Raw genomic sequence first — 24,894 nt, forward strand, 5'->3', positions numbered from 1 at the left:
TTTGAGTTTCGAGTTCAAAGTTTCAAGTTCAATAAGAATTATGCTGAGATGAACTTACTAATTTCTTTCAAGCTGATCTTATTCTCATAAATGGCTTTTCCGGTAATTACTCCGGGAACGCCCATCTCATTCAGTTCGTGAATATCTTTCATGGTGGCGATTCCGCCGCTGGCAATGAGTTCTAATCCTTCAAACTTGTCCATGATTTCTTTGTATAAATCAATGCTTGGGCCGGTGAGCATACCATCGCGGGCAATGTCTGTTGAAATCACTTTTTGAATACCTTGGGTGGTATAACTTGCAATAAATTCAAGAATGGATAATTCCGAAACTTCCTGCCAGCCACTCACGGCAATCATTTTATCTTTGGCGTCGGCCCCCAGAATGATCTTTTCGGAACTGTAGGTTTCAATCCAGCTTAAAAAAGTCTCCCGGTCTTTTACGGCGATACTACCTCCGGTGACCATTTGGGCACCACTCTCAAAAGCAATCTTCAAGTCTTCATCACTTTTAAGTCCGCCGCCAAAATCAACAACCAGATTGGTTTTTCCGGCAATGGCTTCCAATACCTTGTAGTTCACAATGTGCTGGGCCTTGGCGCCATCCAGATCGACTAGGTGTAAGCGGGTGATGCCGGCATCTTCAAACATTTTGGCTACTTCCAGCGGATTTTCATTATAAACCGTTTTCTGGTTGTAATCGCCTTGCGAAAGACGCACGCACTTGGCGTCAATCAGGTCAATGGCGGGGATGATGGTTATTTTGTTGTTCATATGTACAAAGTTCAAGAGTATATAAGGAGTTTGATTTTGCTCATGTATTGATGTACACAAGCACTTATGCACTTCTTCTTATAGTTTTAAAAAGTTCTCTAATATTCTTGCCCCAATGGGGCCGCTCTTTTCGGGGTGAAACTGGGTGGCATAAAAATTATCCTTGTGCAAAGCTGCACTGAATGGATTGATGTAATTGCCCTCAGCTGCAGTGTGTTCTCCAACCGTAGCATAATACGAATGCACAAAATACACAAACTGCTGGTCGAGTGATTCATCGAATAAACCACTTTTCAAGTTGGTAATGGTATTCCAGCCCATGTGTGGCACTTTGGTGATGAAGTCCATGCCGGGCTCGGGAACAAATTTTTTCACTTTTTCTTCAAAAATACCCAGGCAGGGCGTGTTGCCTTCTTCGGAATGACTGCACATGAGCTGCAGTCCGAGGCAGATGCCCAGCACAGGTTGCTTTAGTGATGGGATGAGTTGATCCAGTCCTTCTTTTTTTAGAAAGGCCATGGTGGTGCTGGCCTCACCCACACCAGGAAAGATCACCTTGTCGGCTGCCTTGATTTTTTCATGATCACCGGTTATTCCGGCTTGAATACCCAAGCGGAGTAGGGCATTGCTGACCGACTCGATGTTTCCGGCGTTGTATTTGATAATGACGATGTTCATATGTTGTAAGTAGGTGAGTGCATAATTGGGTAGGTACTCAGGTTAATTCTCAAGAAGCTTATCAATTACAGCTTTCATTTCGTTAAACTCCTCTTCTTTGTAAAGTCGGGTCATATATACAATTTTTCCCTCCTTGTCGATGATGACATTGCGGGTTACGCCAGCTCCTTTTTCGGCATAGCTGTAAAAGATTTTGCCTTCAGGATCCAGCAGGAGAGAATAGCTTACCGGAATCTGTTCGGCAAACTTTTTCACTTTTTCCAGAGGTTCATCCAGGTCGATACCGAATAAGGCAAAATCCGGATTGCCTTTGTGTTTTTGCCAAATGTCTTTTTCAATATGGGGCATTTCTTTTCGACAAACGCCACACCAGCTGGCTGTAAATTGCAGCATGACTACTTTTCCTTTAAAATCAGATAGCTGGATGGCTTTTCCATCGGCCGAGACCGTTGAAAAGTCGGGTGCTTGCTGACCAATCTTTACGATATAGCCGTAATCGGCCGGAATCTCTTTTTTGACAACCTGTGCCTGAATAGAGAACACACTCATCAAGAATATAAAAGTTAATCGCTTCATTTTCGGAGTCTAATTAATGAAATACAACAGTTCGATTGTTATACACCAGCACTTTGCGTTGCAGGTGTTTGAAGACAGCGTTTGAAAGAACAATCTTTTCTAAGTCACGACCTTTGCGAATCAGGCTTTTGATCGTATCGACATGGCTGCAACGAGTTACACCCTGATCGATGATTGGGCCGGCATCCAGATCGCTGGTTACGTAGTGGCTGGTGGCGCCAATCAGTTTTACGCCACGGGCGTGTGCGGCGTGGTAAGGCTTGGCTCCGGCAAAAGCAGGCAAAAAAGAGTGGTGGATGTTGATGATCCGGTTGGGATATTGAGTCACCATATCTTTGGACAAAATTTGCATGTAGCGTGCCAATACAATAAAGTCGATTTTGTAATCCTGCAATAATTGCAGTTCCTGTGCTTCTTGTTCAGCTTTGTTTTCTGCAGTGATTGGGATGTAATGGTATTCAATTCCGAAACGTTCGGCCACCGGACGCATGGTTTCGTGGTTGCTGATGATGACGGGTATTTCAACATCCCATTCGCCAGCGGTGTAGCGCGACAGAATATCGAATAAACAGTGCGACATTTTCGAAACGAAAATAGCCATGCGTGGCACATCTTCCGAAAAGTAGATCTTCCAGTTCATTTCCAGTTTCGAGCCAATCAGTGTATCAAAATATTCGCCGATTTTTTCTGCCGGGATGGCGAAATCATTCAATTCCCATTCTACCCGCATGTAAAAGATCTTTTCAATCCGATCCACATGCTGGTCGAGATTAATGATGTTGCCGTTGTTTTTATTCAGAAACTCGGTAACTGTTGCCAGTATTCCCTGCTTGTCAGGACAGTGAATCAACAAGATGGCCGTGTTTTTCTTTTCACGGAGCGGTTTTATACTTTTCATTGTTTATTTCGTTTAACACAAGTGCACTATCGTCTTACTCTGAGTGCTTGGTCGTATTGATAATTAAATTCATTTTCGACAAAAAAAGAGCTAAAGGGTTCCTTTGGTTGAAGGAAGTTCAAAGTTAAACACATCTTTTCGAATGGCCATTTTGATGGCTCGTGCCAGAGCTTTAAAAATGCCTTCAATTTTATGGTGCTCATTGTCGCCTTCGGCCTTGATATTTAGGTTTGACAAGGATGTATCGGAGAATGATTTGAAAAAGTGGAAGAACATTTCAGTTGGCATGTCGCCCACTTTTTCCCGCTTGAATTCCGCATCCCAAACAATCCAGGGACGGCCACCAAAATCGAGGGCTGCTTGTGCCAGACAGTCATCCATCGGCAGGCAATAGCCATAGCGTTCCACGCCTCGTTTATCGCCTAAGGCCAGTTTGAAGGCTTCACCTAAAGCCAAGCCGGTATCTTCAATGGTGTGATGCTCATCTACCTGCAAGTCTCCATCAACCTGAACGGTTAAGTCAACGCCGGAGTGGCGGGCAATCTGGTCGAGCATGTGATCGAAGAATCCCAGCCCGGTGCTGATATTCCCTTTGCCGGTTCCGTCCAGTTGTAGTTCGATATTGATTTTTGTTTCCTTAGTATTGCGTTGAACGCGGGCTGTGCGTTCGGGAGTAGCGACAGTGGCATAAATATCATCCCAGCTGGTGGTTGTGAGCACACAGAATGATTCTAATTGTTGGTTCTGCAGTTCGTCGGCCAGCGAGCCATCATTGAGCAGAATGCCTTTTGCACCGAGGTTTTTAGCCAGCTCAATATCTGTCAATCGATCGCCAATCACGAAGCTGTTGGCTAAATCGTAGCTTCCATCCATATAATTGCCCATCAGGCCCGTGCGTGGTTTCCGCGTAGGAGCATTGTCTTTCGGAAAACTGCGGTCGATTAAAATGGCATCGAAAGTGATTCCTTCGTTTTTAAAAGCTTTTAGCATCTTATTGTGAGCGGGCCAAAAGGCGTCTTCCGGAAACGAGTCTGTTCCCAGTCCATCCTGGTTGGTTACCATAACCAGCTCGTAGTCGAGGTTTTTAGCTACAAAGTAAAGGTTACGGAAAACACCGGGGACAAATTCCAGTTTTTCCAGCGAGTCAATTTGCTCGTCCTCCGGCTCACGGATTAATGTTCCGTCCCGGTCGATGAATAAAGCCTTTTTCATAGTGTATAATCAATTTGAAAATCGAATAATGAATTATTCGCGATTTATATCAATTCGTTTAATTTATCCATTAAGATCTGGTTCTCTTCGGGTGAACCAACCGTGATTCGCAGACTTTCATTGCACAAAGCCACTTTGGATCGGTCGCGCACAATGATGCCATTTTCAACCAAGAAATCGTATATGCCGCGGGCATCATGCATCTTTACTAATAGGAAATTCGCATCCGAAGGGAATACATTTACAACAAACGGAAAGCTGTTGAGTTGTTCGGCCAGTTTTGTTCGTTCCTGAATCAATAATTCGACCCACTGGTTTTTATCGCTTTCCTGGTTGATTAATTCCAGCGCCTTTTGCTGCGTCAGGATGTTGATGTTGTAGGGATATTTGATTTTGTTGAAAATGCGGATGATTTCAGTATTGGCAAAAGCCATTCCTAATCGGATGCCGGCCATTCCCCAAGCTTTGGAGAAGGTTTGTAAAATGACCAAGTTGTCAAATTGATTCAGCTCAGACAGTAAACTTGCTCCGGGTGCAAAATCAATGTAGGCTTCGTCAACAATCACCAAACCCGCAAAACTTTGAATGAGTTTAATCATTTCGCTTTTGTCAAGCAAATTGCCGGTTGGGTTGTTGGGAGAGCAGATAAAAATCAGCTTGGTATTGGCGTCTGTTTCTTTCAGCAAAGCATCGGCCGAAAAGCTGTAATCGTCGTTCAGTTTCACCTTGCGAACTTCGATATTGTTGATGTCAGCCGCTACCTGGTACATGCCGTAAGTAGGATCGATGGTCACAATATTGTCCTGTCCCGGTTCGCAAAATGCGCGGAAAAGCAGGTCAATGGGTTCGTCGCTGCCATTGCCTAAAAAGATTTGATCGGCCGCACAGTTCTTCAGGTCGGCAATTTTTTCTTTCACTTCGCGCTGGAGCGGATCGGGGTAGCGGTTATAAGGAGCGTTGAAAGGATTTTCGTTGGCATCGAGAAAAACCATAGCCTCGCCGGTGTACTCATCGCGAGCCGACGAGTAGGGTTTTAGCGCTTGAATGTTTTTTCGTATGAGTTTATCTAAGTTCATTTTCTTTTTGATTAGAATTAACCCCTCAGTCCCGATTTCTTGGGACACCCTTTAAAAGGGTAGGAAAGGGGCAGTGCTTATTTCAAACTTTTTAACCGCAATGTTACGGCGTTTTTGTGCGCGTCTAGTTGTTCGGCGGCAGCCATTTTTTCAATGACTGGACCCAGGTTCAAAATACCTTCCCGGCTTACCTCCTGAAAGGTTATTTTTCGGATGAAGCTGTCGAGGTTGACCCCGCTAAATGAGCGTGCCCAGCCGTTGGTTGGCAGGGTATGGTTCGTGCCTGACGCATAGTCCCCAGCGCTTTCAGGTGTATAGTTCCCGAGGAAAACGGAGCCGGCATTTATAATTTTTTCGGCTACGTCCAGGTAGTCGTTCATAGAAATGATGAGGTGTTCGGGCGCATATTCATTGATCAGTTCAATCATTTCACTTTCGTCATTCAATGCGATGGCAACACTGTTGTCGAGCGCTTTGGTGGCAATGGCCATCCGGCTTAATTCTGCCAGTTGTTGTTGCAATGCGGTTTCCACTTCGCTTATCAGCGCCTCCGAATTGGTAACCAAAATCACCTGCGAATCCGGACCGTGTTCAGCTTGGGAAAGCAAGTCGGAAGCGATAAAGGCCGGGTTGGCTGTTTCGTCAGCCATTACGGCTACTTCCGATGGTCCGGCAGGCATGTCGATGGCCACATCGCTGATGCTAACCAGCTGTTTGGCGGCCATTACATATTGGTTTCCGGGGCCAAAAATTTTGGAAACTTTAGGAATGGGACCGGCACCGTAAGCCATGGCTCCGATGGCTTGAACACCTCCCAGTTTGAAGATTTTCGTGACTCCCACCAACTGAGCGGCAAATAGTATGGCGGGGTTGATTTTTCCTTCTTTGTCGGGAGGTGTACACAATACAATTTCACTACACCCAGCAATTTTAGCCGGGATGCCCAGCATAAGCACTGTGGAAAAAAGAGGAGCTGAGCCTCCGGGAATGTACAGGCCTACTTTTTCAATGGCGACTGCTTTTTGCCAGCAAACCACGCCGGCGGTCGTTTCAATCTTGGTGGTTTCCGTTTTTTGACTGGCATGAAAATGTTGGATGTTTTGCGCAGCCGTTTCGATGGCTGTTTTCAAATCAGTATCCAACACTTGGCAGGCTTCCTTGATTTCCGCTTCGGTTACAGCAAACTCCCGAAGGACCACTCCGTCAAACTGCTCGGTATATTTCTGAACAGCGGAAAGTCCATCTGTTTTTATTTCATCCAGAATAGCCCCCACTTTTTCGCTGAGGTTGGCTGCGTTAAACAACGGGCGCTCCAGCAGTTGGGGCCATGTGCTCTTTTCAGGATTTAAATAACGTTTCATGCGTCAATTTTATAAAGATTGAATGTTTTCTTTTATTAAATGTGGCTTTCTGTTTAGAAAATCATTTTTTCGATGGGAACAACCAAAATGCCTTGTGCTCCGGTTGCTTTCAGTTTACCAATGATTTCCCAAAAATCGTTTTCAGCAATGACAGAATGTAGCGAGCTCCATCCTTCTTCAGCCAATGGTGTTACCGTGGGGCTTCTCATTCCGGGTAAGATGGCGGTAATTTCTTTAATCTTTTCGTTGGGAGCATTCAGTAGAATGTACTTCTTGTCTTTGGCTCGTTCAACCGATTCCATGCGGAAAATCATTTCGTCCAAAATGGCTTGTTTTTCGGTTGACAGTTCTTGTGGGGCAACCAATACGGCTTCGGAATACAGGGCTACTTCAACTTCTTTCAAACGATTTGAAACCAATGTTGAACCAGAGCTTACAATATCAAAAATTGCATCGGCCAATCCAATCCCCGGAGCAATTTCAACGGAACCAGAAATGACGTGAATGTCGGCTTTTACGTTGTTTTTATCCAAAAAGTCTTTCAGAATAACCGGATAGGAAGTGGCAATCTTTTTGCCATTGAACCATTCAATGCCAGGATAGTCTTCTGTTTTTGGAATCGCTAAACTTAAGCGACATTTGCTGAATCCTAGTCGTTTGATGACTTTTACATTTTCCTTTTTTTCAAGCATCTCATTTTCGCCAACGATACCGATGTCGGCCACCTGATCGGCTACGGCTTGCGGAATATCGTCATCGCGAAGAAATAGGACCTCTAGTGGGAAATTTTTCGCTGCAGCCAGCAATTTTCGTTTTCCAAGGTTGATTTTAATTCCTGCTTCACCAATAAGCTGCATGGAGTCTTCATTGAGTCTCCCTTTTGTTTGAATAGCGATTCTTAGTTGTGTCATGATAATTTTGATCAATAAAAAAGGCTTACCTTTTGGTAAGCCTTCTTTGGGTTAATATTGTTTACAACAAAGCAAAAGAATTACGGCCTACCGATAAATAGGATGTGATGATGATGGCCGTAATGTCCCAGTTTGTTATTCATGTCGTTTTTACTTTGAGGTGCAAGTATAATGATAAAATAAAAGTGTACCAAACGAAAAACTGATAAATTAAAACTCCCGGGTGATTAATTGTTCATTTTTTAATTTTGGGGTCAGGTAGCAATCGATTGCATAAAATTGCTATTTTTGAAAAGTAGATTAACCTAATCCAATAATGTAATGAAAAAAGTACTATCTGTTTTATTGCTGTTTTTATTTGTAGGTACGCTGCATGCCGCGGATAAGCACAAATTATTTAAGCCGAATCACATTAAAAAGGTGATGAAGAAAGCGACCTTCTGGCAGTTGAAAAATCCGAAGCATCAATTATATGATTGGACTAATGGCGCTTTTTATGCAGGCGTTTTTGCGGCTTATGAGACAACTGGTTCTAAAAAGATTTGGAATGCCTTAATAGAAATGGGAGAGGCTAATGAATGGAATCCTGGGCCGCGGTTGCAGCATGCTGACGATCATGCAATTTGCCAAACCTATATTGATATTTATCGCATCGAGAAGGAGGAAAAGATGATTACCCCTTTCCGCGAGACCGCTGATAAAATTATGACTACACCTTATAAAACCGGCGAAATTCGCCCGATTACCTGGTGGTGGTGCGATGCGCTGTTTATGGCGCCTCCGGCTTTGGTGAAATTAGGAGTTACTTTGGGTGAAGAGAAGTACCTCGAATTCAGCGATCGTCTTTTCAAAGAAACCTATGATTTGTTGTTTGATCAGGAGGAGAATTTGTATGCCCGAGATATGAAATACAAAACGGACTGGAAAGAACCCAAGCGGGAGGCCAATGGAGAGAAAGTTTTTTGGTCGCGCGGAAATGGCTGGGTTATGGGAGGTCTGGCTCTTGTGTTGGAGGAACTTCCGGCCGATTATAAAAACCGTCTGTTCTATGAAGATCAGTTTTTACGTATGGCAAAAAAAATTAAAGCGCTTCAGCAAGCCGATGGGTTATGGCGTGCCAGTTTGTTGGATCCGGAATCGTATCCCGGAGGCGAAGCGAGTGGTTCGGGATTTTACACTTTTGCTTTGGCATGGGGAATCAATAATGGTTTGTTGGATAAAGAGGAGTACACTCCTGTGGTGGAAAAAGCCTGGATTGGGTTGAACGGCTTGCTGCAAGCTGATGGGCATGTAGGGTGGACTCAACCGATTGGTGCAGACCCTCGCGCGAATTTCTCGAATGACAGTTGGGAAGTTTATGGTACAGGCGCCTTTTTGCTTGCCGGAAGTGAAGTGATTAAGATGGATTGGTAGTTCGTTTTAATCTTCTTTTTCAGAAATGAAGAAAGCGGCTTCTCAAGGAGAAAAGCCGCTTTCTTTTTGTTGTGACCATTGCGTATTTAGTCAAATATGTTTTTCATTTTTTCAAAGAAGTTTTTGTCTCCTGTTCCCGGCGTGTGTTGGAAGTTGGGAGATTGCTGCAATTTTTCAAGTAGCTTACGTTCTTCGTCCGAAATCTTTTTCGGAGCCCAGGCGTGAATACGTACAAGCAAATCGCCTTTGCCATAGCCATTCACATCGGGTAGGCCTTTCCCACGCAGGCGCAAAATTTTCTCAGGCTGTGTTCCTGCTTCAATCTTAACTTTCACCTTGTTCTCAACGGTCGGTATTTCAGCTGTTGTTCCTAATGCAAAGTCAGGAAGACTCAGGAATAAGTTGTAAATTAAATTATTGCCATCGCGAATCAGCTCTGGGTGGTTTTCTTCTGTAATAATAACTAATAAATCACCATTAAGTCCACCACGTCGGCCGGCGTTTCCTTTGCCCGAAACATTCAGCTGCATGCCTTCTGCAACTCCTGCAGGGATTTTGATGCTTACAACTTCTTCGTCTCGAACAACTCCTTCGCCACCGCATGAAGTACATTTGTTTTTGATCATCTGCCCTTCGCCATTACAGCTAGGACAGGCTGCTGTTGTTTGCATTTGACCCAGCAGCGTGTTGGTTACGCGAGTTACGTGGCCGCTACCCCGGCATGTGGAGCAAGTGGTATAGTCGTTTCCTCCTTGTGCGCCGGTTCCGTTACAGGGATCACACGCTTTGTATTTTTTAAGCTTTAGTTTCTTTTCAACACCGTTGGCAATGTCTTTAAGCGAAAGAGTGACTTTTACGCGTAAATCTGATCCACGGTGCACTCTTCGGCCACCGCCACGGGACGAACCTCCAAAGCCACTGAACCCGCCACCTCCAAAGCCATGGCCTCCAAAAATATCGCCAAACATGGAGAAAATATCATCCATCGACATGTCATGCTGACTGAATCCACCGCCACCACCGCTGGCTCCGCCAACTCCGGCATGTCCATACTGGTCATAGCGTTGTTTTTTCTGCGGATTGCTCAACACTTCATAGGCCTCGGCAGCTTCTTTGAATTTGTCTTCAGCTTCCTTGTTGTCCGGGTTTTTGTCCGGGTGATATTGAATGGCTTTTTTCCGATAGGCTTTTTTAATTTCCTCGGGTGAAGCGTTTTTACTAACCTCTAAAATTTCGTAAAAATCTCTTTTTGTCATACTAGCTTTTTCTTTGTCTTACTCGCCGATTACCACTTTCGAAAAGCGAATGACTTTTTCATTCATTAGGTAGCCCTTTTGAATAACATCCACCACTTTCCCTTTTAAATCCTCTTTCGGGGCAGGTATTTTTGTTACCGCTTCGTGTAAGTCGGTATCAAAGTCTTTTTCTTTGGCATCAATTTCAGCGATCCCGTTTTGTTTGAGGAAGTCCTGAAATTTACTGTAAATCAAGGTTATTCCTTGTTTTAAGGGGTCGTTGTTATCAATCTCATTGAACGCCATTAGCGCGCGTTCAAAGTCATCAATCACGGGAAGGATATTGACAATGACGCTTTCACCACCGGTTTTTACCAAGTCCATTTTTTCGCGCATGGTGCGCTTACGGTAGTTGTCAAATTCGGCTTGAAGACGGATGTGTTTGTCTTTTAATTCGAGCAACTCATTTCCCAAGGCTTCTATTTTATCTTCGGGTTTTTCTTTTTTCGACTTTTTATCTTCTTTCGAGGCTTTTGCCTTTTTAGATTTTTTGTCTTGTTCGGCAGTTTCTTGCTGTTCCTGAGCAGTCGTTTCAGTAACTTCTGCTTCTTCCATCTGCTCTTGTTCGTTGTTTATTTTTTCTTCGGCCATGTTTATCGTATTTATATTACCGGATTGTCGATTTACAAAAACGTTGCCATTTCGTGCGTGGGGACATTTTGGCATATCGATCTTGTCAATAGCTGACAAAAGTATAAAAAAGAAAGGCAGCACGGGTGTACTGCCTTCCAATGCTTATGATGATATAATCTTATTTTAATAATTGCTCTAAAGTCGTTTGGAGAGCAGCTCCTCGCAGATTTTTGGCGATAATGACACCATCACCGTCAATGAGGAAGCTTGCCGGAATGCCGCGGACGCCATAAACAGAGGCGTATTTAGCCTGCCATCCGTTTAAGTCTGACACATGATAATCCCAGCTCAATTTGTCATCTTCAATGGCTTTAGTCCAAGCTTGTTTGCTTTTATCCAGTGAAACGCTGAAAACGGTAAAGCCGTTTCCGTTTTTAAATTTCTTGTCTTTAAAGGCTTCATAGGCTGCCACAACCGTTGGATTTTCACGGCGACAAGGTCCGCACCACGAGGCCCAAAAGTCGATCAATACTACTTGGCCTTCCAGCGAAGACAGTTTTATTTCCTTGCCATCAATTGATTGTTCGGCTATTTCAGGCGCCTTGTTTCCTACAGCTAAGCCTATTTTAACATCATCGCCTGCTTTTGACTGGGCGATTAAGCCAACAATCAGGATCAGTGTAACTAATAATTTTTGCTTCATATTCTTCTCTCTTAATTCAAATTTCAACTCAAATTGAGGCCAATAATAGTAAAAATGCAACTATGTCACTATGTTGGGACGTCTTTTTTTGAATTTATTAACAAAATGGCTTAGCAGGATGGCGTTAGCTGGTTCGAACAATATTGGCTCCAATGGCTTGTAAACGTTGATCAATGGCTTCATAGCCCCGGTCAATTTGTTCGATATTAAAGATTTCACTTTTGCCTTGAGCCGATAAGGCTGCGATGAGCAAGGCTACTCCAGCACGAATGTCAGGTGATGACATGGTTGTTCCTCGGAGTGTATGTTTTTTATTCAGTCCGATGACCGTGGCGCGGTGTGGATCACAAAGAATGATTTGTGCACCCATATCGATTAATTTATCTACAAAGAACAGACGGCTTTCAAACATTTTCTGATGGATAAGTACACTGCCCTTGGCTTGAGTAGCGATCACCAAAAAGATACTCAGCAAATCGGGGGTTAATCCGGGCCAGGGAGCATCTGAAATGGTCATGATTGAACCATCGATAAAGGTCTCAATTTCATACTCCTCTTGGGCGGGAATAAAAATATCGTCGCCCTTTATTTGTAATTTGATGCCGAGTCTTTTAAAGGATTCGGGAATAATTCCAAGGTGTTCAATTCCGGTTCCCTGAATGGTTATTTCGGAGCCTGTCATGGCTGCTAAGCCAATAAAACTACCAACTTCAATCATGTCAGGCAGAATGGTGTGGGAGCATCCGCTGAGCTGTTTAACTCCTGTAATACGAAGCAGGTTCGAACCGATTCCTTCAATTTGAGCTCCCATGGAAACCAGCATTTTGCAGAGCTGCTGTAAGTATGGCTCGCAAGCTGCATTGTAAATGGTGGTAGTGCCTTCGGCCATAACGGCAGCCATCAAAATGTTGGCCGTGCCGGTAACCGATGCTTCATCGAGCAACATATAGGCTCCCCGCAGTTTTTGGGTGGTAACCTGATAAAAATGGTTGACTGGATCGTAATTGAATTCAGCTCCAAGCTTTTGAAGGCCGACAAAATGGGTATCTAAACGACGTCGCCCGATTTTATCGCCCCCCGGTTGCGGAATTAAGGCTTTGTTGAATCGGGCTAACAGCGGGCCAACAATCATGATGGATCCACGCAGGCTGCTAGCCTGGCTTGCAAACTGCTCTGATTTCAGGTAGTCCATATCTATCTGATCAGCTTGAAACCGGTATTGGCCTTTTTGTAAGCGTTTGGTTTTTACACCTAATTCGCTTAAAATTTCAATGAGTTTCAGAACATCCCGTATTTCGGGGATATTGCTAATGATGACTGGTTCGCTGGCTAAAAGGGTCGCACAAATAACTTGCAACGCTTCGTTTTTAGCGCCCTGAGGCTTGAGCGTACCCGCTAATTTTTTTCCGCCTTCAATTTGAAATGTTGCCATCTCGATGAAAAGTATTTAGTCGTTTTTGCGATGTTTCTTTGGGCCACGGCTTGGGCCAGTGCTTTGTTTTTTTCGTGGGGCTGAACGGAAAAGGATATCACGTGTTTCGGTCAGATCCAAGTCGTTTCTTTTGATTGCGCCTTTGGAAACAATCTCCAGATCCTTATAAATTTTATCATCCTCTACTGCATCTTTATTCCACGTCAGGTATGATTTCTTCATGTGGTTCGCCAGCAGGGTGATCAGAATTTCTTTTTCTTCGCCATCTTCGTATTTGATGGCTTCTTCAACCATCAACTCCAGTGTTTTTCCGTAGTAACGAAATTTGATGTGGTTGCTGGAGTAAGGAACTTTTTTAGGTGGTTCCTGAAATGTTTCCGGCTTCGGTGGATCATAGGGGTAATCAATATCCAACTGGAAGTCAGCCATAATGGCCAGGTGATCCCAGAGTTTATGTTTGAAATCATTGATGTCGCGAAGGTATGGGTATAAGTTTCCCATAATGTCGATAATGGTTTGAGCCGCTACATTGCGTTCAGCACGGTCCTCAATGGTCATCACATGATCAACCATATTCTGAATATTACGCCCATACTCTGGCAGGGGTAACTTTTTACGATTCGAGTTGTAATCCATTTAAAAAAAATATCTAATAAACTTTTGTGTCAAACAAGGTTGTACAAGTTCGGTAATTCTGTTGATAATCTGAAGTGAAGGCGATTTATCTGTTTGCAAAGCTAAGTGAAAATATTTTGTTGACAAATTAATTTGTGAAAATCTTGATTGGTTGGGTGTTATTCCATTCGCTTTGTTGAATTATTGAACAATTTTTAGCTTGGCAAATTTCAGTAGCAATTGTTTTTGTCCGGCGTTGGGGAAGAAGACGGTGGCTTTCAAATTGGGGAATACGCCTTCTACTTGTTGTACCTTCCCTTTTCCAAATCGTTGGTGTTCAACCAGCATCCCTGACTGGATATCCCGTGGGTCATCTCCGTCAAAGTTTTGAGCTTGCTTTTTGGCTTGTCGCAGTTGTACCAGTTTTTGGTTCATTCCAGGTTGGTCAGCTGTTGATGGTCGTCTGCTGGCAGCCGTTGGTTTACCAAATGTTTGTTTCTGAATGGCCTTTCCTTCCGTTGGCAGTTCGTCAAAGCTGAAGTCGGCTTCATCTGGCAGCTCCAGAAATTGCACGTCAACCTCGCCAATAAAACGACTGGGATTACAAAAGTCGAGTTTTCCCCATCGGTAGCGTTGCTTGGCAAAGCTGAGGTAAACGTTTTCCTCGGCGCGGGTAAGGGCAACGTAAAACAGCCGACGTTCTTCTTCAAAGGCTTCGGGGGTAACATTTCCAAATTGGCTGGAGGGAAATAAGTTCTCTTCAACCCCAACGATAAATACATTTTTGAACTCAAGCCCTTTGGCCGAGTGAATTGTCATGAGCGTCACCTTGTCGCGGTCTTCATCTTTGTCTTCATCCTGATCGGTCAGCAGCGCCACATCCTCCATGTAGTTGGACAGGTTATTTGGAAGACCTTCTTCCCGGGCATTGATTGAAAATTCCTGAATGCCATTCAGTAATTCCTGTATGTTTTGGAAACGACTCAGTCCCTCGGTCGTTTGATCTTTGTATAAATCTTTAATGATGCTGGTTTGTTGGGCTATCTCGCTGGCCATTTCGAAAGCATCGTTCAATTCATTTTTCTCCTGAAATTGTTTGATGATGGCTGCAAATTGCTGCACTTTACTCAGTGTCCCTCTATTTAACGTGGCGTGATTCATTGAGCCACTTTGTTCGATCACTTCAAAAATACTGATCCCTTGAGCCATGGCGGCTTGTTCCAGTTTGGTGAGCGTGGTGGCTCCAATTCCCCGAGCGGGATAATTGATGATCCGCTTGAGCGCTTCATTGTCTTTGGGGTTGATAACGATCCGGAAGTAAGATAGTAAATCTTTGATTTCCTTGCGCTGATAGAACGATAATCCGCCATAGATTTTATACGGAATGTTCCGTTTACGAAGGGATTCCTCAAAAATTCGCGACTGCGCATTGGTGCGGTATAAAATAGCATAGTCCTGATAGTGATAATGATGCCGCATGCGCGTTTCGCTTATTTCATTGGCAATCAAATACCCTTCTTCGTTATCGGTTAGAGCCGAAAATACTTTGATTCGGTTTCCTTCCGCATTTTCTGAAAAAACCCGCTTGGGAAGCTGGCGTTTATTTTTTTGGATGATGCTGTTGGCAGCATTTACAATGGTTTGGGTGGAGCGGTAATTTTGCTCCAGTTTATACACCTCGTGTTCAGGGTAATCTTTTTGAAAATTCAGGATATTTTCAATTCGTGCTCCTCGAAATGAATAGATACTTTGTGCATCATCGCCAACAACACATAGGTTTTTGTGGCTTGCAGCCAGGTTTTTAACAATCAGGTATTGCGAGAAATTCGTATCCTGGTACTCATCTACCAAAACATAATCGAAGCGCTCCTGGTACTTGGCAAGGATGTCTTTGTGGTCGCGAAAGAGGATGTTTGTTTTTAGCAACAAGTCGTCAAAATCCATGGCACCGGCTAAAAAGCACCGGCGGGCATATTCTTTATAAATTTCAGCAATGCGTGGCATTCTTATGCTCATGTCGTATTCGCGCACCTGGGCATTTGTTGCGTAAGCAGCTGGAGTAATCAGGCTGTTTTTGGCAGCCGAAATCCGGCTGGAAACCACATTGGGTTTGTATGTTTTATCGTCGAGCTTAAATTCTTTAATGATGGTTTTAAGCAGGCTTTTAGAATCGGCTGAGTCGTATATCGTGAAATTTGAAGGATAACCAAGAGCTTCAGATTCAACTCGTAAGATACGGGCGAAAATGGAGTGAAAAGTCCCCATCCACAGGTATTTGGCCGTTTTTGCTCCGACAACGTTGGCAATCCGTTCTTTCATTTCTTTGGCTGCCTTGTTGGTAAAGGTTAGCGACAAAATGCTGGCTGGACGCGTGCCTTGTTTCAGCAGGTGGGCAATACGGTAGGTCAACACACGCGTTTTCCCAGAACCGGCCCCGGCAATGATAAGGGATGGTCCTTCGGTGTTTTCAACAGCTTTTCTTTGAGCTTCGTTTAATTCTTCAAGATAATTCACAATCACAGTATTTCTAAGTCAGCCTCAAAAGTATAACCTATTTTCTTATTTCGAAGCATTGGCTTATGCTAGTTTTCAACAAATGAGTTTCGGACGAAAAAAGGAGAGGTCGGTAAAAGATAAGTCAATTTTTAGCGTTATTATTGTAATATCATATAATTCAAGCTGTTTTTGATGATGAAATTAAATAGGATAACACCACTTTTTGTTTTGTTGATTACCTTGTTTTTTCCTTGTAATGTTGAAGCTCAGCTTACGGCTGTGTCGGATGATGCTGTGCAAACAGCGTATAGCTCAGGTGTTCAGGATCAAATCTATATTTTTTGCGCAGCTCCGAATGAAAATTTAGGTCAATTGACTGCTACTTCAAGCTTTGGTGGGGCTGCCATTTTTGAGTGGTTTAAGTATAGTCCGGGAACAGGAAGTTTTGATGCTTACCTATCAGATAACTCGGGAGCTACTTCGTCAACCATTCGTAATTTGGAGAATGGTGGTTATCGGGTTGAAGTGACTTCAGGGGAAACGACCGAAATATACACGGCCTGGGTGATGAATAGCTGGTATACGGCAACGGCTGAAATCACGGAATCGACCTGTGATTATTTTCAGATACAAGCGGTTTTCGAAGAGGCTTCTCCGGTTTATTATGATTTGGCTACAGGATTGGAGCTGCAGGTTTTTAAAGATGTGAAGGTTCGCTGGGAAGCTGATGGCGATCCGGTTGCTTCGGTGTTGAGTCCTCAGGTGTTTTCACCTCCGGCAAGAAATACGGAATATACCCTGACTGTTTATGATCGCTTTGAATGTCAGGTTGAAGTTTCGGTTTCTTATCAAAGTATTGTGACTGAGGCCTCCTTCGATGCGACCCCGATGGAAGGCGAAGCTCCACTGGATGTTTCATTCACCAGCACATCGCTAAATGCCGATGAGTACGAGTGGTTTTTCTTTCGTGACCGGGATGAGTTGCTTCAGGAAGGTTTGAATGGCGGGCTGGTAGAAGATAGTATTTTAGCAACAGCGATTGATCAGAGTCCTATTTATACCTATGAAAGCTCGGGAACGTATCAGGTAAAGCTGGTGACAACGAAGAACTCTGAGAGCTTTGCCTGTACCGATACTTTTTATCTTGAAGATTATATTGTTGTTCAAAACTCATTGCTCGAAGTTGCTAATGTGTTTACTCCCAATGGAGATGGGGTGAATGATGTATTTATTGTCAAGTATCAGTCGATCAAATCCATCCACATTCAGGTGTTTAACCGATGGGGCCGTAAAGTGCATTCATGGGAAAACAATAATGTGCAAGGCTTTGATGAGAGTGTGAGTGAATCGGTATGGGATGGAAAGATTGGTGGGCGTGATGCTAGTCCGGGAGTCTATTATTACGTAGTAAAAGCAGTGGGGCGTGATGATGAAACTCAGAATGCACACGGCTTTGTACATTTGTTTCGCGAGAAGTAGGTCTTTGTGGTGCTGATGGTACGTTTTGTTTAAAGAGCCACTGACTGAGGTAGTTTTGTTTTATTTTATTTACCTTAAGGGTGAGAATATTATTGCTGCATAATTTATAAAAGCCCCAAATTGAAATCCTATGCTGGCTCCCATATGTTTATTTACATACAACCGACCCGAGGAACTCAAACGAACAATAGAAGCATTAAAGAGCAATTATTTGGCTTCGGAAAGTGAGCTTTGTATTTTTTCGGATGGAGCAAAAGATAAGAAGTCCGATGAGAAAGTTTTCGAAGTCAGACAGTATTTAGGAACGATCACTGGCTTTAAATCGGTATCTGTTTTTCAAGCACCGGTCAATCAGGGATTGGCGAGCTCGGTAATTTCTGGTGTTTCAAAGCTTGTTGCTCAATTTGGGAAGGTGATTGTGTTGGAGGATGATTTGATTACGACACCTAACTTCCTTCATTTTCTAAACCAGGGGTTGGCGTATTATCAGGACAATAAAAAGATCATGAGTGTTTCGGGGTATACGATGGATCTGCCTTCCTTGAAAGATACTAACAGAGATTTTTACCTGGGGTATCGTTCAGGCTCCTGGGGGTGGGGCATTTGGCAGGATCGCTGGGAGTTGGTCGATTGGGAGGCGCAGAGTTATCGTTCTTTTAAGTGGAACTTGTTTCGTCAGTTGCGGTTCATGCGTGGTGGAATGGACATGCCCTACATGCTTTGGAAGCAAATGACCGGACGCTTGGATTCCTGGGCTATTCGATTGGGGTATTGCCAGTTTGAGCAAGACTTGCTGACCGTTTTTCCTGTTAAGTCAAAAGTAATGAGCATTGGGTTTGGAGAGGATGCAACAAACACAAAAAGTAGCCAGCGTTTCAGGACAAGTTTAGATGAAGGGTCGAAGACTGATTTTGAATTTAATCCAACCCCGGTTGTTGATCCTTTACTGGTTAAAGAGTTTAGAGCGAAATTTTCTCTAAAATCACGTTTAGTTGAAAGATTTAAGTTAGCGTGATATGAAAACGAATGTTTTATTTCTTCTCCATCTTCCGCCTGCTATTCATGGTTCAGCTATTGTTGGGTTGTCTATTAAAGAGAGTCGGTTGATTAATCAGACATTTGATGCCAGATACATTAATTTGTTGCTGTCGAGTGAGGTGAATGAGTCCGGAGATTTGACGATTCGTAAGTTGCATAAAGGGTTGCGAATTGCTGTTAAATTGATTAGAGAGTTGTTTCGGAAGCGGCCTTCGGTGTGCTACTTTGCGCTGACAACGACCGGTGCGGCTTTCTTGAAAGATTTTATACTGATCCTTCTGTTGAAGATGTTTGGTGTTCGACGGGTTTATCATTTGCATAATAAGGGATTTGAAGAAAAGAAAGACAGTTTCTTTTTCCGGCGCTTATTTCATTTTGCTTTTGCGAATTCAATCGTTATTCTTCTATCCAGCCACTTGTATTCAGATGTTGCTCCATACGTTGCGCAGCAGCAGATCCGGCTTTGTCCGAATGGAGTTGCTATGGCGGGCTCCTCAATGCAGGAGATGAAGAATGAGGTTCCGGAGATTTTATTTCTTTCGAATTTGATTAAGTCAAAGGGAGTGGAGGTGCTTTTGGATGCCTGTGTGTTGCTGAAAACGCGCAATTGTTCTTTTCATTGTACAATTGCTGGTGGTGACGGCGATATCTCAGGCAAGCAGCTTGTTGAGATGATTAGGCAAAAAGAATTGGTTGATCAGGTGGCTTATGTGGGAGGTAAATTTGGCTTGGAGAAAGAATTAGTGTTTAGAAGTTCCGATATTTTCGCTTTTCCAACGTATTATAAGTCTGAAACATTTGGTTTAGTGAATGTTGAAGCTATGCAATATCAGTTGCCGGTTGTGTCTACTTTTGAGGGGGGGATCCCCGATGTTGTCGATAATGGTGTTACCGGATTCCTGGTGCCTCAGCAAGATGTGTCGGCGCTGACCGATAAGCTTGAGCTGTTGATTAAGGATGAACGATTGCGCAAGCAAATGGGCGAGGCGGGACATAGGCGTTACCTGAAGGAGTTTACACTTGAGAAATTTGAGCATCGGCTGGTGGATATATTGCAGCGGGAGGTCGATGGTTCTTCGATGGCTTTGAGCTGATTCTTTGTTGGAAAAGCCGGACGTGGCGTTGTTGAATTAAGCGGGCTGAGAGAAACAGATAAATGATCACTAAATTAGAAGTACAAACGTTCATTGTATGAGAGATTACTCTTTTTATACTTTACTGTATGTCGATGTTGCGGGTGAGTCCGCTGCAACCAATGGTGTTCATGGTGATTTTGATCGGCAAATTCAAACTTATATTCGATGTTGTCAAACTTTGTCGAAGTCCCTGGAATTTTTTACTTCAAAAGAGCTGGTAGTGCTCACTAACCAGAGAGAATATCTTGAGCATTATTCGCAAGACCTGCATGTTGTTGAAATCCCTTTTCAGTTGAACGTCCCCCGAAAGGTTGCTTTTTATTCCGCTCACTTTAAGTTGGATGTTTTTCAGTATTTTAAGTCTTTGGGTGATGGATCGGGTTATTGCATTTTGATTGATAGTGATGTGTTGTGCTTGAGTGCGATGCCTACAAATCTGAAAAATTGTATCGACAGCAACATTCCAACTTTTTATAATGTGACGAGTCAGCGTTATCCCGCTTATGGTAGAGATCGGTTGATTCAGGATAAGGATATTTTGATGTCAGGGAAGTCATCGCTTGGGATTTGGGTAGGTGGCGAATTTCTTGGAGGTGATTCGGAGTTTTATGCTCAACTAGATGAGGAAATCCAGCTTTTGCAGGATGATTATTTTCAGAATTGCCAGTTGTTTCATCACCAGGGCGATGAGGTGTTGGTTTCTGTCGCGTTGGAAAAACTCATGCGCAAAGGGATGTATTGTTGTGATGTTGGTTCGTTTGGAGTGATTAGCCGATTTTGGAGTGTCCCAACCTTGCATGTTCAAAATCGATGGAAAGCTTTTGAGTCGAATTTTCTTATTCATCTTCCAATGGACAAGAGTTATATATCAAATCTTAGGAGAGTTGATAGCAGCATTAAAACCAGGCTTGGGCGATACTTGTATTGGAAAATTATTGTAAATTACCTGAAAGATTGTATTAAGAAGATGCTTCCGTTTTTAAGTAAAAGATGAAGATTATTTAAGTTCGAAGAGGTGTTTTTTAATGCAAACAGGCAGCCAAATTGGCTGCCTGTTTGTTTTTGTCGAATTATTAAAATTGGGAGTTCAAAATGTGTTTTTGTTGAGTTATTCACATATCAGGTCGAAAACTTTGGTTGCGTCAGTAAGATCGTCTGCCCAAGTCGCAGTCCATCCATCAGTAATGCTGGTGAAATTTCCGTAAGCTTCACCGATGTATGTCTTTTCATACGGCCATTGCCAGTTGTAGGGGATGATGATGCCATTTGGATGTTCTTTGCCATCGGCATCTGTCCAGGTTGCCCCATCGGCAGGGGTGGCTTGCAGTTCCCATATATTGAGGTCGTAGGCATTAGCTGTTCCTGGGTGTACGGTAATGAACGGTTCGTATGGGAAATCAGGGTCGAAGCTAAAGTTCTCGTCTGTCAGAATGGTGATGATAGCGTTGGCATGGGGCTCGCAATCCGTATCTGTTTCCAGTGTATTGGCTGCGAATAGGTATGGCGCTTCATTTTCTGCAGGAAGTACAGCTTTAGTGCTTGCAAATACGGTAATTATGTAGTCGTCGCCAGCTTCTTCGATGTTTGCAGCACCACCGATACCTCCGGTTAAGCCATCAATGATTCCAGTTTTTGGCAATTTGATTTTGAAGGCGTGGTCGTAATCAGCTCCTCTGGCAGATGCGTAAATCGAAATCACTAACATGTCCTGTGAGCGAATGACATCTGACTTGATGACCAGGTCGTTGTAGTCGCCATCGTTGCCGTCTGCTCCGTCTTTCATTAGGTCTTCCCAGGCGTAGGTGAAATCGACAGTGGTTAGGCATTCGTCAAGGCAGAATTCAAAAAAGACACTCCAGTTTTTACCTGGGAATTTCATGGCGTCGCTTAGCGAAACACCTTGGTCTGTTTCGGTGCAGAAGCCACCCCAAGCAGTTTCTCCATTTGAAAGCGCTGCATGCGAGGCGATGTAGAAACAATCGGCGTTGGGCGCTATTTCATCAATGTATTCTTTGGGGATTACAACCGTGTGGCTGGTTATCTTATCCGATGCTTTCCAGCTTTTCTTAAATTCAAATTTTCCGGGAATGGCACCTCCGTTACTTAGTTTTTTAGCTGCATCAAATTGGTCGAGGTCAGCAAAAATGTCGAGGTGAGTTTCAGTCAGGTAGACTCCCGATTCGGTTACGTTGTAAGTCACATGAATGTTGTCTCCATCTTGAGATACGATGACGGAGCCTACTTGCATGTGCTGTCCAGCTACCAGGCAAACTTCTTTGCATGGATATTCAATGGTTAGATCTTTTAGTGCTTGTCTGTCGGCTACTTCGACGTCGATGTCTTGGCAGCTTTGGTGTGTTAGTCCGAGGGCTATCAGCGATAATGTGAAGATGATGCCCTTTTTGAAGCTTTGAATCGTTCTTTTCATGGAAATTCTTTTTAGTTTTTTTGTTGGAGATGATAAAATGATTTTGCGTTTCCTCTGTATTGCGATCGGTTTAAGATTGCAGTACGATGAAACAAACTTATGACACTGAGTCGTTTTGCACAATGGGTAATTTTACCTACCTGTTGTTGATTTTCTTGTTGTGATGGAGGTGAGGAGCTGGGGGTGGTGTGGCTTGTGGTTTGTCGTCGTTATTTTATGTTCGGGTAAGAAAACTAAAAACCCCGGATTGGCTGATCCGGGGTTTTGTCATAATTAGTTTGATTGCTAGTTATGATAGGATTAGAATTGGTCTTTTGTTAATCTTCTTCCTGTTCGGCGGCATAGGCTGTCAGAAGTTCATCTTGTACTTCCTGTGGTACTTTTTCGTAGCCATCAAAGCCAATGGAGAAGCTTCCGCGTCCTTGGGTTAGTGAGCTCAGGGCTGTAATGTATTTGTGCATTTCCTTTAGTGGTACTTTGGCGTTGATCTTTTCAAAACCTTTTTCGCTGCCCATGCCCATGATTAAAGCCCGGCGTCCTTGCAGGTCGCTCATGACATCGCCCATGCGGTCGCTTTGTACGAATACTTCCAGGTTGTAGATCGGTTCCAGAATTTTTGGTCCGGCATTTTTGAAAGCTTGAGAGAAGGCATTTCGTCCGGCCAGCTTGAACGAGATTTCGTTAGAGTCTACCGGGTGCATTTTTCCGTCGTAAACGTAAACACGGATGTCGCGTGCATAGGAGCCTGTGAGTGGTCCTTCTTCCATTTTCTCCATGATTCCTTTTAGGATAGCAGGGAGGAAGCGGGCGTCAATGGAGCCACCAACAATGCAGTTGTGGAAGATCAGTTTCCCACCCCATGGAAGTGGGTATTCCTGGGTGTCGCGGAGTGATAGTTTTTGCTCCTTGCCATTCATTGAAACGAGTGTTTTAGGTTCTACTCCTTCAATGTAGGGTTCGATAAACAGGTGTACTTCGCCGAATTGTCCGGCGCCACCCGATTGCTTTTTGTGCCGATAATCGGCTTGGGCTAATTTGGTGATGGTTTCGCGATATGGAATCTTCGGTTTCGAAAATTCAATGTCAATCTTGAATTCATTGGTGTAGAACCATTTCAAGGTGTTGAGGTGGTATTCCCCCTGGCAGTGGACCAGCATTTGCTTCAATTCTTTTGAATACTCCACGATGTAGGTTGGGTCCTGATCGTGTAGTTTCTGGAAGCTCTCACTTACTTTTTCATCGTCGGCTTCGTTAACGGCTTTCAGCGCAACAGTGTGTCTGGAGGTCGGGAATTGGATTTCTGCAAATTTGTATCCGGCCGATTTTTCACTGAGTGAATTGTTGACATCAACATCTTTCATTTTTACGGTGGCGCCAATGTCTCCGGCGACCATCGCATCCACTTTGGAGCGGTTTTTTCCGGCCGAAACAAAGAGTTGGGAAATTCGTTCTTTGTTGCCGTTCTTGGCGATGATCAGATCCTGTCCCTCTTTGACGGTTCCGCTCATAACCTTAAAGTAGGTGATTTCCCCAACGTGCTGTTCGATAGTTGTTTTAAAAACGATGAGCGAGGTGGGGGCGTCTTCACCTTTTTTTACTTCTTTTCCATTGATTTCCGGAACTTCAACTGCTTCTGCTGGTGAAGGCGTAATGTTGGCGATGAATTCGAGCAACCGGCCGACTCCCATGTTGTGCTTAGCTCCGGTGCAGAAGACGGGGAATAAACTTCGGTCGATCATTCCTAGCTTGATTCCCTGGCGCATTTCGTCTTCGCTGAGGCTTCCTTTTTCGAAGTAAAGTTCCATCAGTGCTTCGTCGTTTTCTGCAGCCATTTCAACCAGTTCGTTGTGTAGTTCGTCGGCACGTTCTTTTTCGTCATCCGGAATATCCAGGATTTCGGGTGTGCCTCCGTCGGCTGGATATTTATATAGTTTCATTTTCAGCACATCAATAATGCTGTTAAAGCCAGGACCGGCGTTCATCGGGTATTGTACTACGGTGACTTTGTTGCTAAAGATATTTTTGGCTTGATCAACTGTTTGTTCGAAGTTGACATTTTCGTGATCCAGTTGATTGAAGGCAAAGATCATGGGTTTGCCGGCTTTTTCAGTGTGGCGGCAAACAGCTTCTGTTCCGGCTTCAATGCCGTGTGGTGTGTTGACAGTGACTACCGCGCTTCCTACTACGTGAAGGGCAGAAACCACGCTCCCGCGGAAGTCGTCCATTCCCGGGGTGTCGATGATGTTTATTTTTTTTTCGTTACAGAAGGTGTGAAGAATAGTAGAGAAGACGGAGTTGCCATAATCGTGCTCGATGGGCAGATAGTCTGATACAGTGTTTTTGGCGGTTACCTCGCCCCGACGGTTGATTACTCCACCCTCGAACAGCATGGCTTCTGCGAGGGTGGTTTTCCCACTGCCAGCATTCCCAATTAAAGCGATGTTGCGGATTTGATCTGTTTTATAGATTTTCATCTTGTCAGTTTTTTATTGGTTTAAAACACGTTTTGTAGGTTGAATTTCCAATGGAAGTCACCAAAATTAGTAATAATTTAGTAACAAACAACGATGTTGTAATAGCAGAAATGTGTTATAGAAATGTTTTTTGGAATAAGCGGTATTTGATCGTAATAAAAAACTTATAAAGGGGCGTCTTTTTGCGCTTTGTGGGCAGTGTTGCTGTGTGTTTGTGAGTGTGTTTAGGGTAGGGGTGATATTGTTCAAAAGATAGGACCATTGCTTGAGTGAATTGAATTCTCTTTGGGTGCGCTGGAGGTTTGAGCTGGTGTTATCGGTCTGCGA

At 43.7% G+C, this 24,894-nt stretch carries 21 protein-coding genes; 5 read left to right on the forward strand and 16 right to left on the reverse strand.

What is annotated here, in order from left to right; translation table 11 throughout:
• Positions 1-38: 38 nt before the first annotated feature.
• From hisA to hisG, 8 genes are all read right to left on the reverse strand, one after another.
• The gene (gene hisA / locus ACUNWA_RS14560; protein ID WP_445592656.1) at positions 39-773 is read right to left on the reverse strand and encodes a 1-(5-phosphoribosyl)-5-[(5-phosphoribosylamino)methylideneamino]imidazole-4-carboxamide isomerase; all 735 of its coding nucleotides are present in this window, start codon (positions 771-773) and stop codon (positions 39-41) included.
• Between the two features lie 78 nt (positions 774-851).
• Positions 852-1,451, reverse strand: coding sequence for an imidazole glycerol phosphate synthase subunit HisH (gene hisH, locus ACUNWA_RS14565; RefSeq protein ID WP_445592657.1), 600 nt, complete (start codon positions 1,449-1,451; stop codon positions 852-854).
• 42 nt (positions 1,452-1,493) lie between these two features.
• On the reverse strand, positions 1,494-2,027 hold the full coding sequence (locus ACUNWA_RS14570) for a TlpA family protein disulfide reductase (protein ID WP_445592658.1): 534 nt from the start codon (positions 2,025-2,027) through the stop codon (positions 1,494-1,496).
• Between the two features lie 13 nt (positions 2,028-2,040).
• Positions 2,041-2,925: a formyltetrahydrofolate deformylase gene (gene purU, locus ACUNWA_RS14575; protein WP_445592659.1), complete on the reverse strand. Its 885-nt coding sequence runs from the start codon at positions 2,923-2,925 to the stop codon at positions 2,041-2,043.
• A 90-nt stretch (positions 2,926-3,015) separates the two neighbouring features.
• Positions 3,016-4,137 (reverse strand): bifunctional histidinol-phosphatase/imidazoleglycerol-phosphate dehydratase HisB, encoded by a 1,122-nt coding sequence (gene hisB / locus ACUNWA_RS14580; protein WP_445592660.1) that lies wholly within the window; start codon positions 4,135-4,137, stop codon positions 3,016-3,018.
• A gap of 44 nt (positions 4,138-4,181) precedes the next feature.
• The gene (hisC, locus tag ACUNWA_RS14585) at positions 4,182-5,213 is read right to left on the reverse strand and encodes a histidinol-phosphate transaminase (RefSeq protein WP_445592661.1); all 1,032 of its coding nucleotides are present in this window, start codon (positions 5,211-5,213) and stop codon (positions 4,182-4,184) included.
• A gap of 77 nt (positions 5,214-5,290) precedes the next feature.
• Positions 5,291-6,574, reverse strand: coding sequence for a histidinol dehydrogenase (hisD, locus tag ACUNWA_RS14590; protein WP_445592662.1), 1,284 nt, complete (start codon positions 6,572-6,574; stop codon positions 5,291-5,293).
• 53 nt (positions 6,575-6,627) lie between these two features.
• Complete coding sequence (gene hisG / locus ACUNWA_RS14595) at positions 6,628-7,485, reverse strand: ATP phosphoribosyltransferase (RefSeq protein ID WP_445592663.1); 858 nt, start codon at positions 7,483-7,485, stop codon at positions 6,628-6,630.
• A 321-nt stretch (positions 7,486-7,806) separates the two neighbouring features.
• On the opposite strand from hisG, the gene ACUNWA_RS14600 reads away from it, so the two are divergent.
• On the forward strand, positions 7,807-8,898 hold the full coding sequence (locus tag ACUNWA_RS14600) for a glycoside hydrolase family 88/105 protein (RefSeq protein ID WP_445592664.1): 1,092 nt from the start codon (positions 7,807-7,809) through the stop codon (positions 8,896-8,898).
• Between the two features lie 86 nt (positions 8,899-8,984).
• On the opposite strand, the gene dnaJ is transcribed toward ACUNWA_RS14600, so the two are convergent.
• The 6 genes from dnaJ to ACUNWA_RS14630 all read right to left on the reverse strand — a co-directional run bounded on the left by dnaJ (position 8,985) and on the right by ACUNWA_RS14630 (position 16,030).
• Entirely contained in the window at positions 8,985-10,154 is a 1,170-nt protein-coding gene (dnaJ, locus tag ACUNWA_RS14605; protein ID WP_445592665.1) for a molecular chaperone DnaJ, read from the reverse strand.
• An 18-nt stretch (positions 10,155-10,172) separates the two neighbouring features.
• Positions 10,173-10,784 (reverse strand): nucleotide exchange factor GrpE, encoded by a 612-nt coding sequence (locus ACUNWA_RS14610; RefSeq protein ID WP_445592666.1) that lies wholly within the window; start codon positions 10,782-10,784, stop codon positions 10,173-10,175.
• A gap of 160 nt (positions 10,785-10,944) precedes the next feature.
• Positions 10,945-11,469 carry a TlpA family protein disulfide reductase gene (locus tag ACUNWA_RS14615; protein ID WP_445592667.1) on the reverse strand — a complete coding sequence of 175 codons (525 nt, stop codon included), beginning with the start codon at positions 11,467-11,469 and terminating at the stop codon, positions 10,945-10,947.
• 124 nt (positions 11,470-11,593) lie between these two features.
• Positions 11,594-12,901: a UDP-N-acetylglucosamine 1-carboxyvinyltransferase gene (gene murA / locus ACUNWA_RS14620; protein WP_445592668.1), complete on the reverse strand. Its 1,308-nt coding sequence runs from the start codon at positions 12,899-12,901 to the stop codon at positions 11,594-11,596.
• Positions 12,902-12,916: 15 nt separating this feature from the next.
• Positions 12,917-13,537 carry a DUF4290 domain-containing protein gene (locus tag ACUNWA_RS14625; protein WP_445592669.1) on the reverse strand — a complete coding sequence of 207 codons (621 nt, stop codon included), beginning with the start codon at positions 13,535-13,537 and terminating at the stop codon, positions 12,917-12,919.
• A gap of 180 nt (positions 13,538-13,717) precedes the next feature.
• Positions 13,718-16,030 (reverse strand): ATP-dependent helicase, encoded by a 2,313-nt coding sequence (locus ACUNWA_RS14630; RefSeq protein WP_445592670.1) that lies wholly within the window; start codon positions 16,028-16,030, stop codon positions 13,718-13,720.
• A gap of 174 nt (positions 16,031-16,204) precedes the next feature.
• Between ACUNWA_RS14630 and ACUNWA_RS14635 the strand changes: the two genes are divergently transcribed.
• The 4 genes from ACUNWA_RS14635 to ACUNWA_RS14650 all read left to right on the forward strand — a co-directional run bounded on the left by ACUNWA_RS14635 (position 16,205) and on the right by ACUNWA_RS14650 (position 20,659).
• Positions 16,205-17,491, forward strand: a complete 1,287-nt coding sequence (locus ACUNWA_RS14635) for a T9SS type B sorting domain-containing protein (protein WP_445592671.1) — start codon at positions 16,205-16,207, stop codon at positions 17,489-17,491.
• Positions 17,492-17,621: 130 nt separating this feature from the next.
• Entirely contained in the window at positions 17,622-18,506 is an 885-nt protein-coding gene (locus tag ACUNWA_RS14640; RefSeq protein ID WP_445592672.1) for a glycosyltransferase, read from the forward strand.
• Between the two features lies 1 nt (position 18,507).
• Positions 18,508-19,623 (forward strand): glycosyltransferase family 4 protein, encoded by a 1,116-nt coding sequence (locus ACUNWA_RS14645; RefSeq protein ID WP_445592673.1) that lies wholly within the window; start codon positions 18,508-18,510, stop codon positions 19,621-19,623.
• A gap of 97 nt (positions 19,624-19,720) precedes the next feature.
• Entirely contained in the window at positions 19,721-20,659 is a 939-nt protein-coding gene (locus ACUNWA_RS14650; protein WP_445592674.1) for a hypothetical protein, read from the forward strand.
• A gap of 114 nt (positions 20,660-20,773) precedes the next feature.
• On the opposite strand, the gene ACUNWA_RS14655 is transcribed toward ACUNWA_RS14650, so the two are convergent.
• Together ACUNWA_RS14655 and ACUNWA_RS14660 are read right to left on the reverse strand one after the other, a co-directional pair.
• Positions 20,774-22,093: a DUF4842 domain-containing protein gene (locus ACUNWA_RS14655; RefSeq protein ID WP_445592675.1), complete on the reverse strand. Its 1,320-nt coding sequence runs from the start codon at positions 22,091-22,093 to the stop codon at positions 20,774-20,776.
• A gap of 317 nt (positions 22,094-22,410) precedes the next feature.
• Positions 22,411-24,567: an elongation factor G gene (locus tag ACUNWA_RS14660; protein WP_445592676.1), complete on the reverse strand. Its 2,157-nt coding sequence runs from the start codon at positions 24,565-24,567 to the stop codon at positions 22,411-22,413.
• Positions 24,568-24,894: the final 327 nt, after the last annotated feature.

Source organism: Sunxiuqinia sp. sy24 (genome assembly GCF_052677165.1).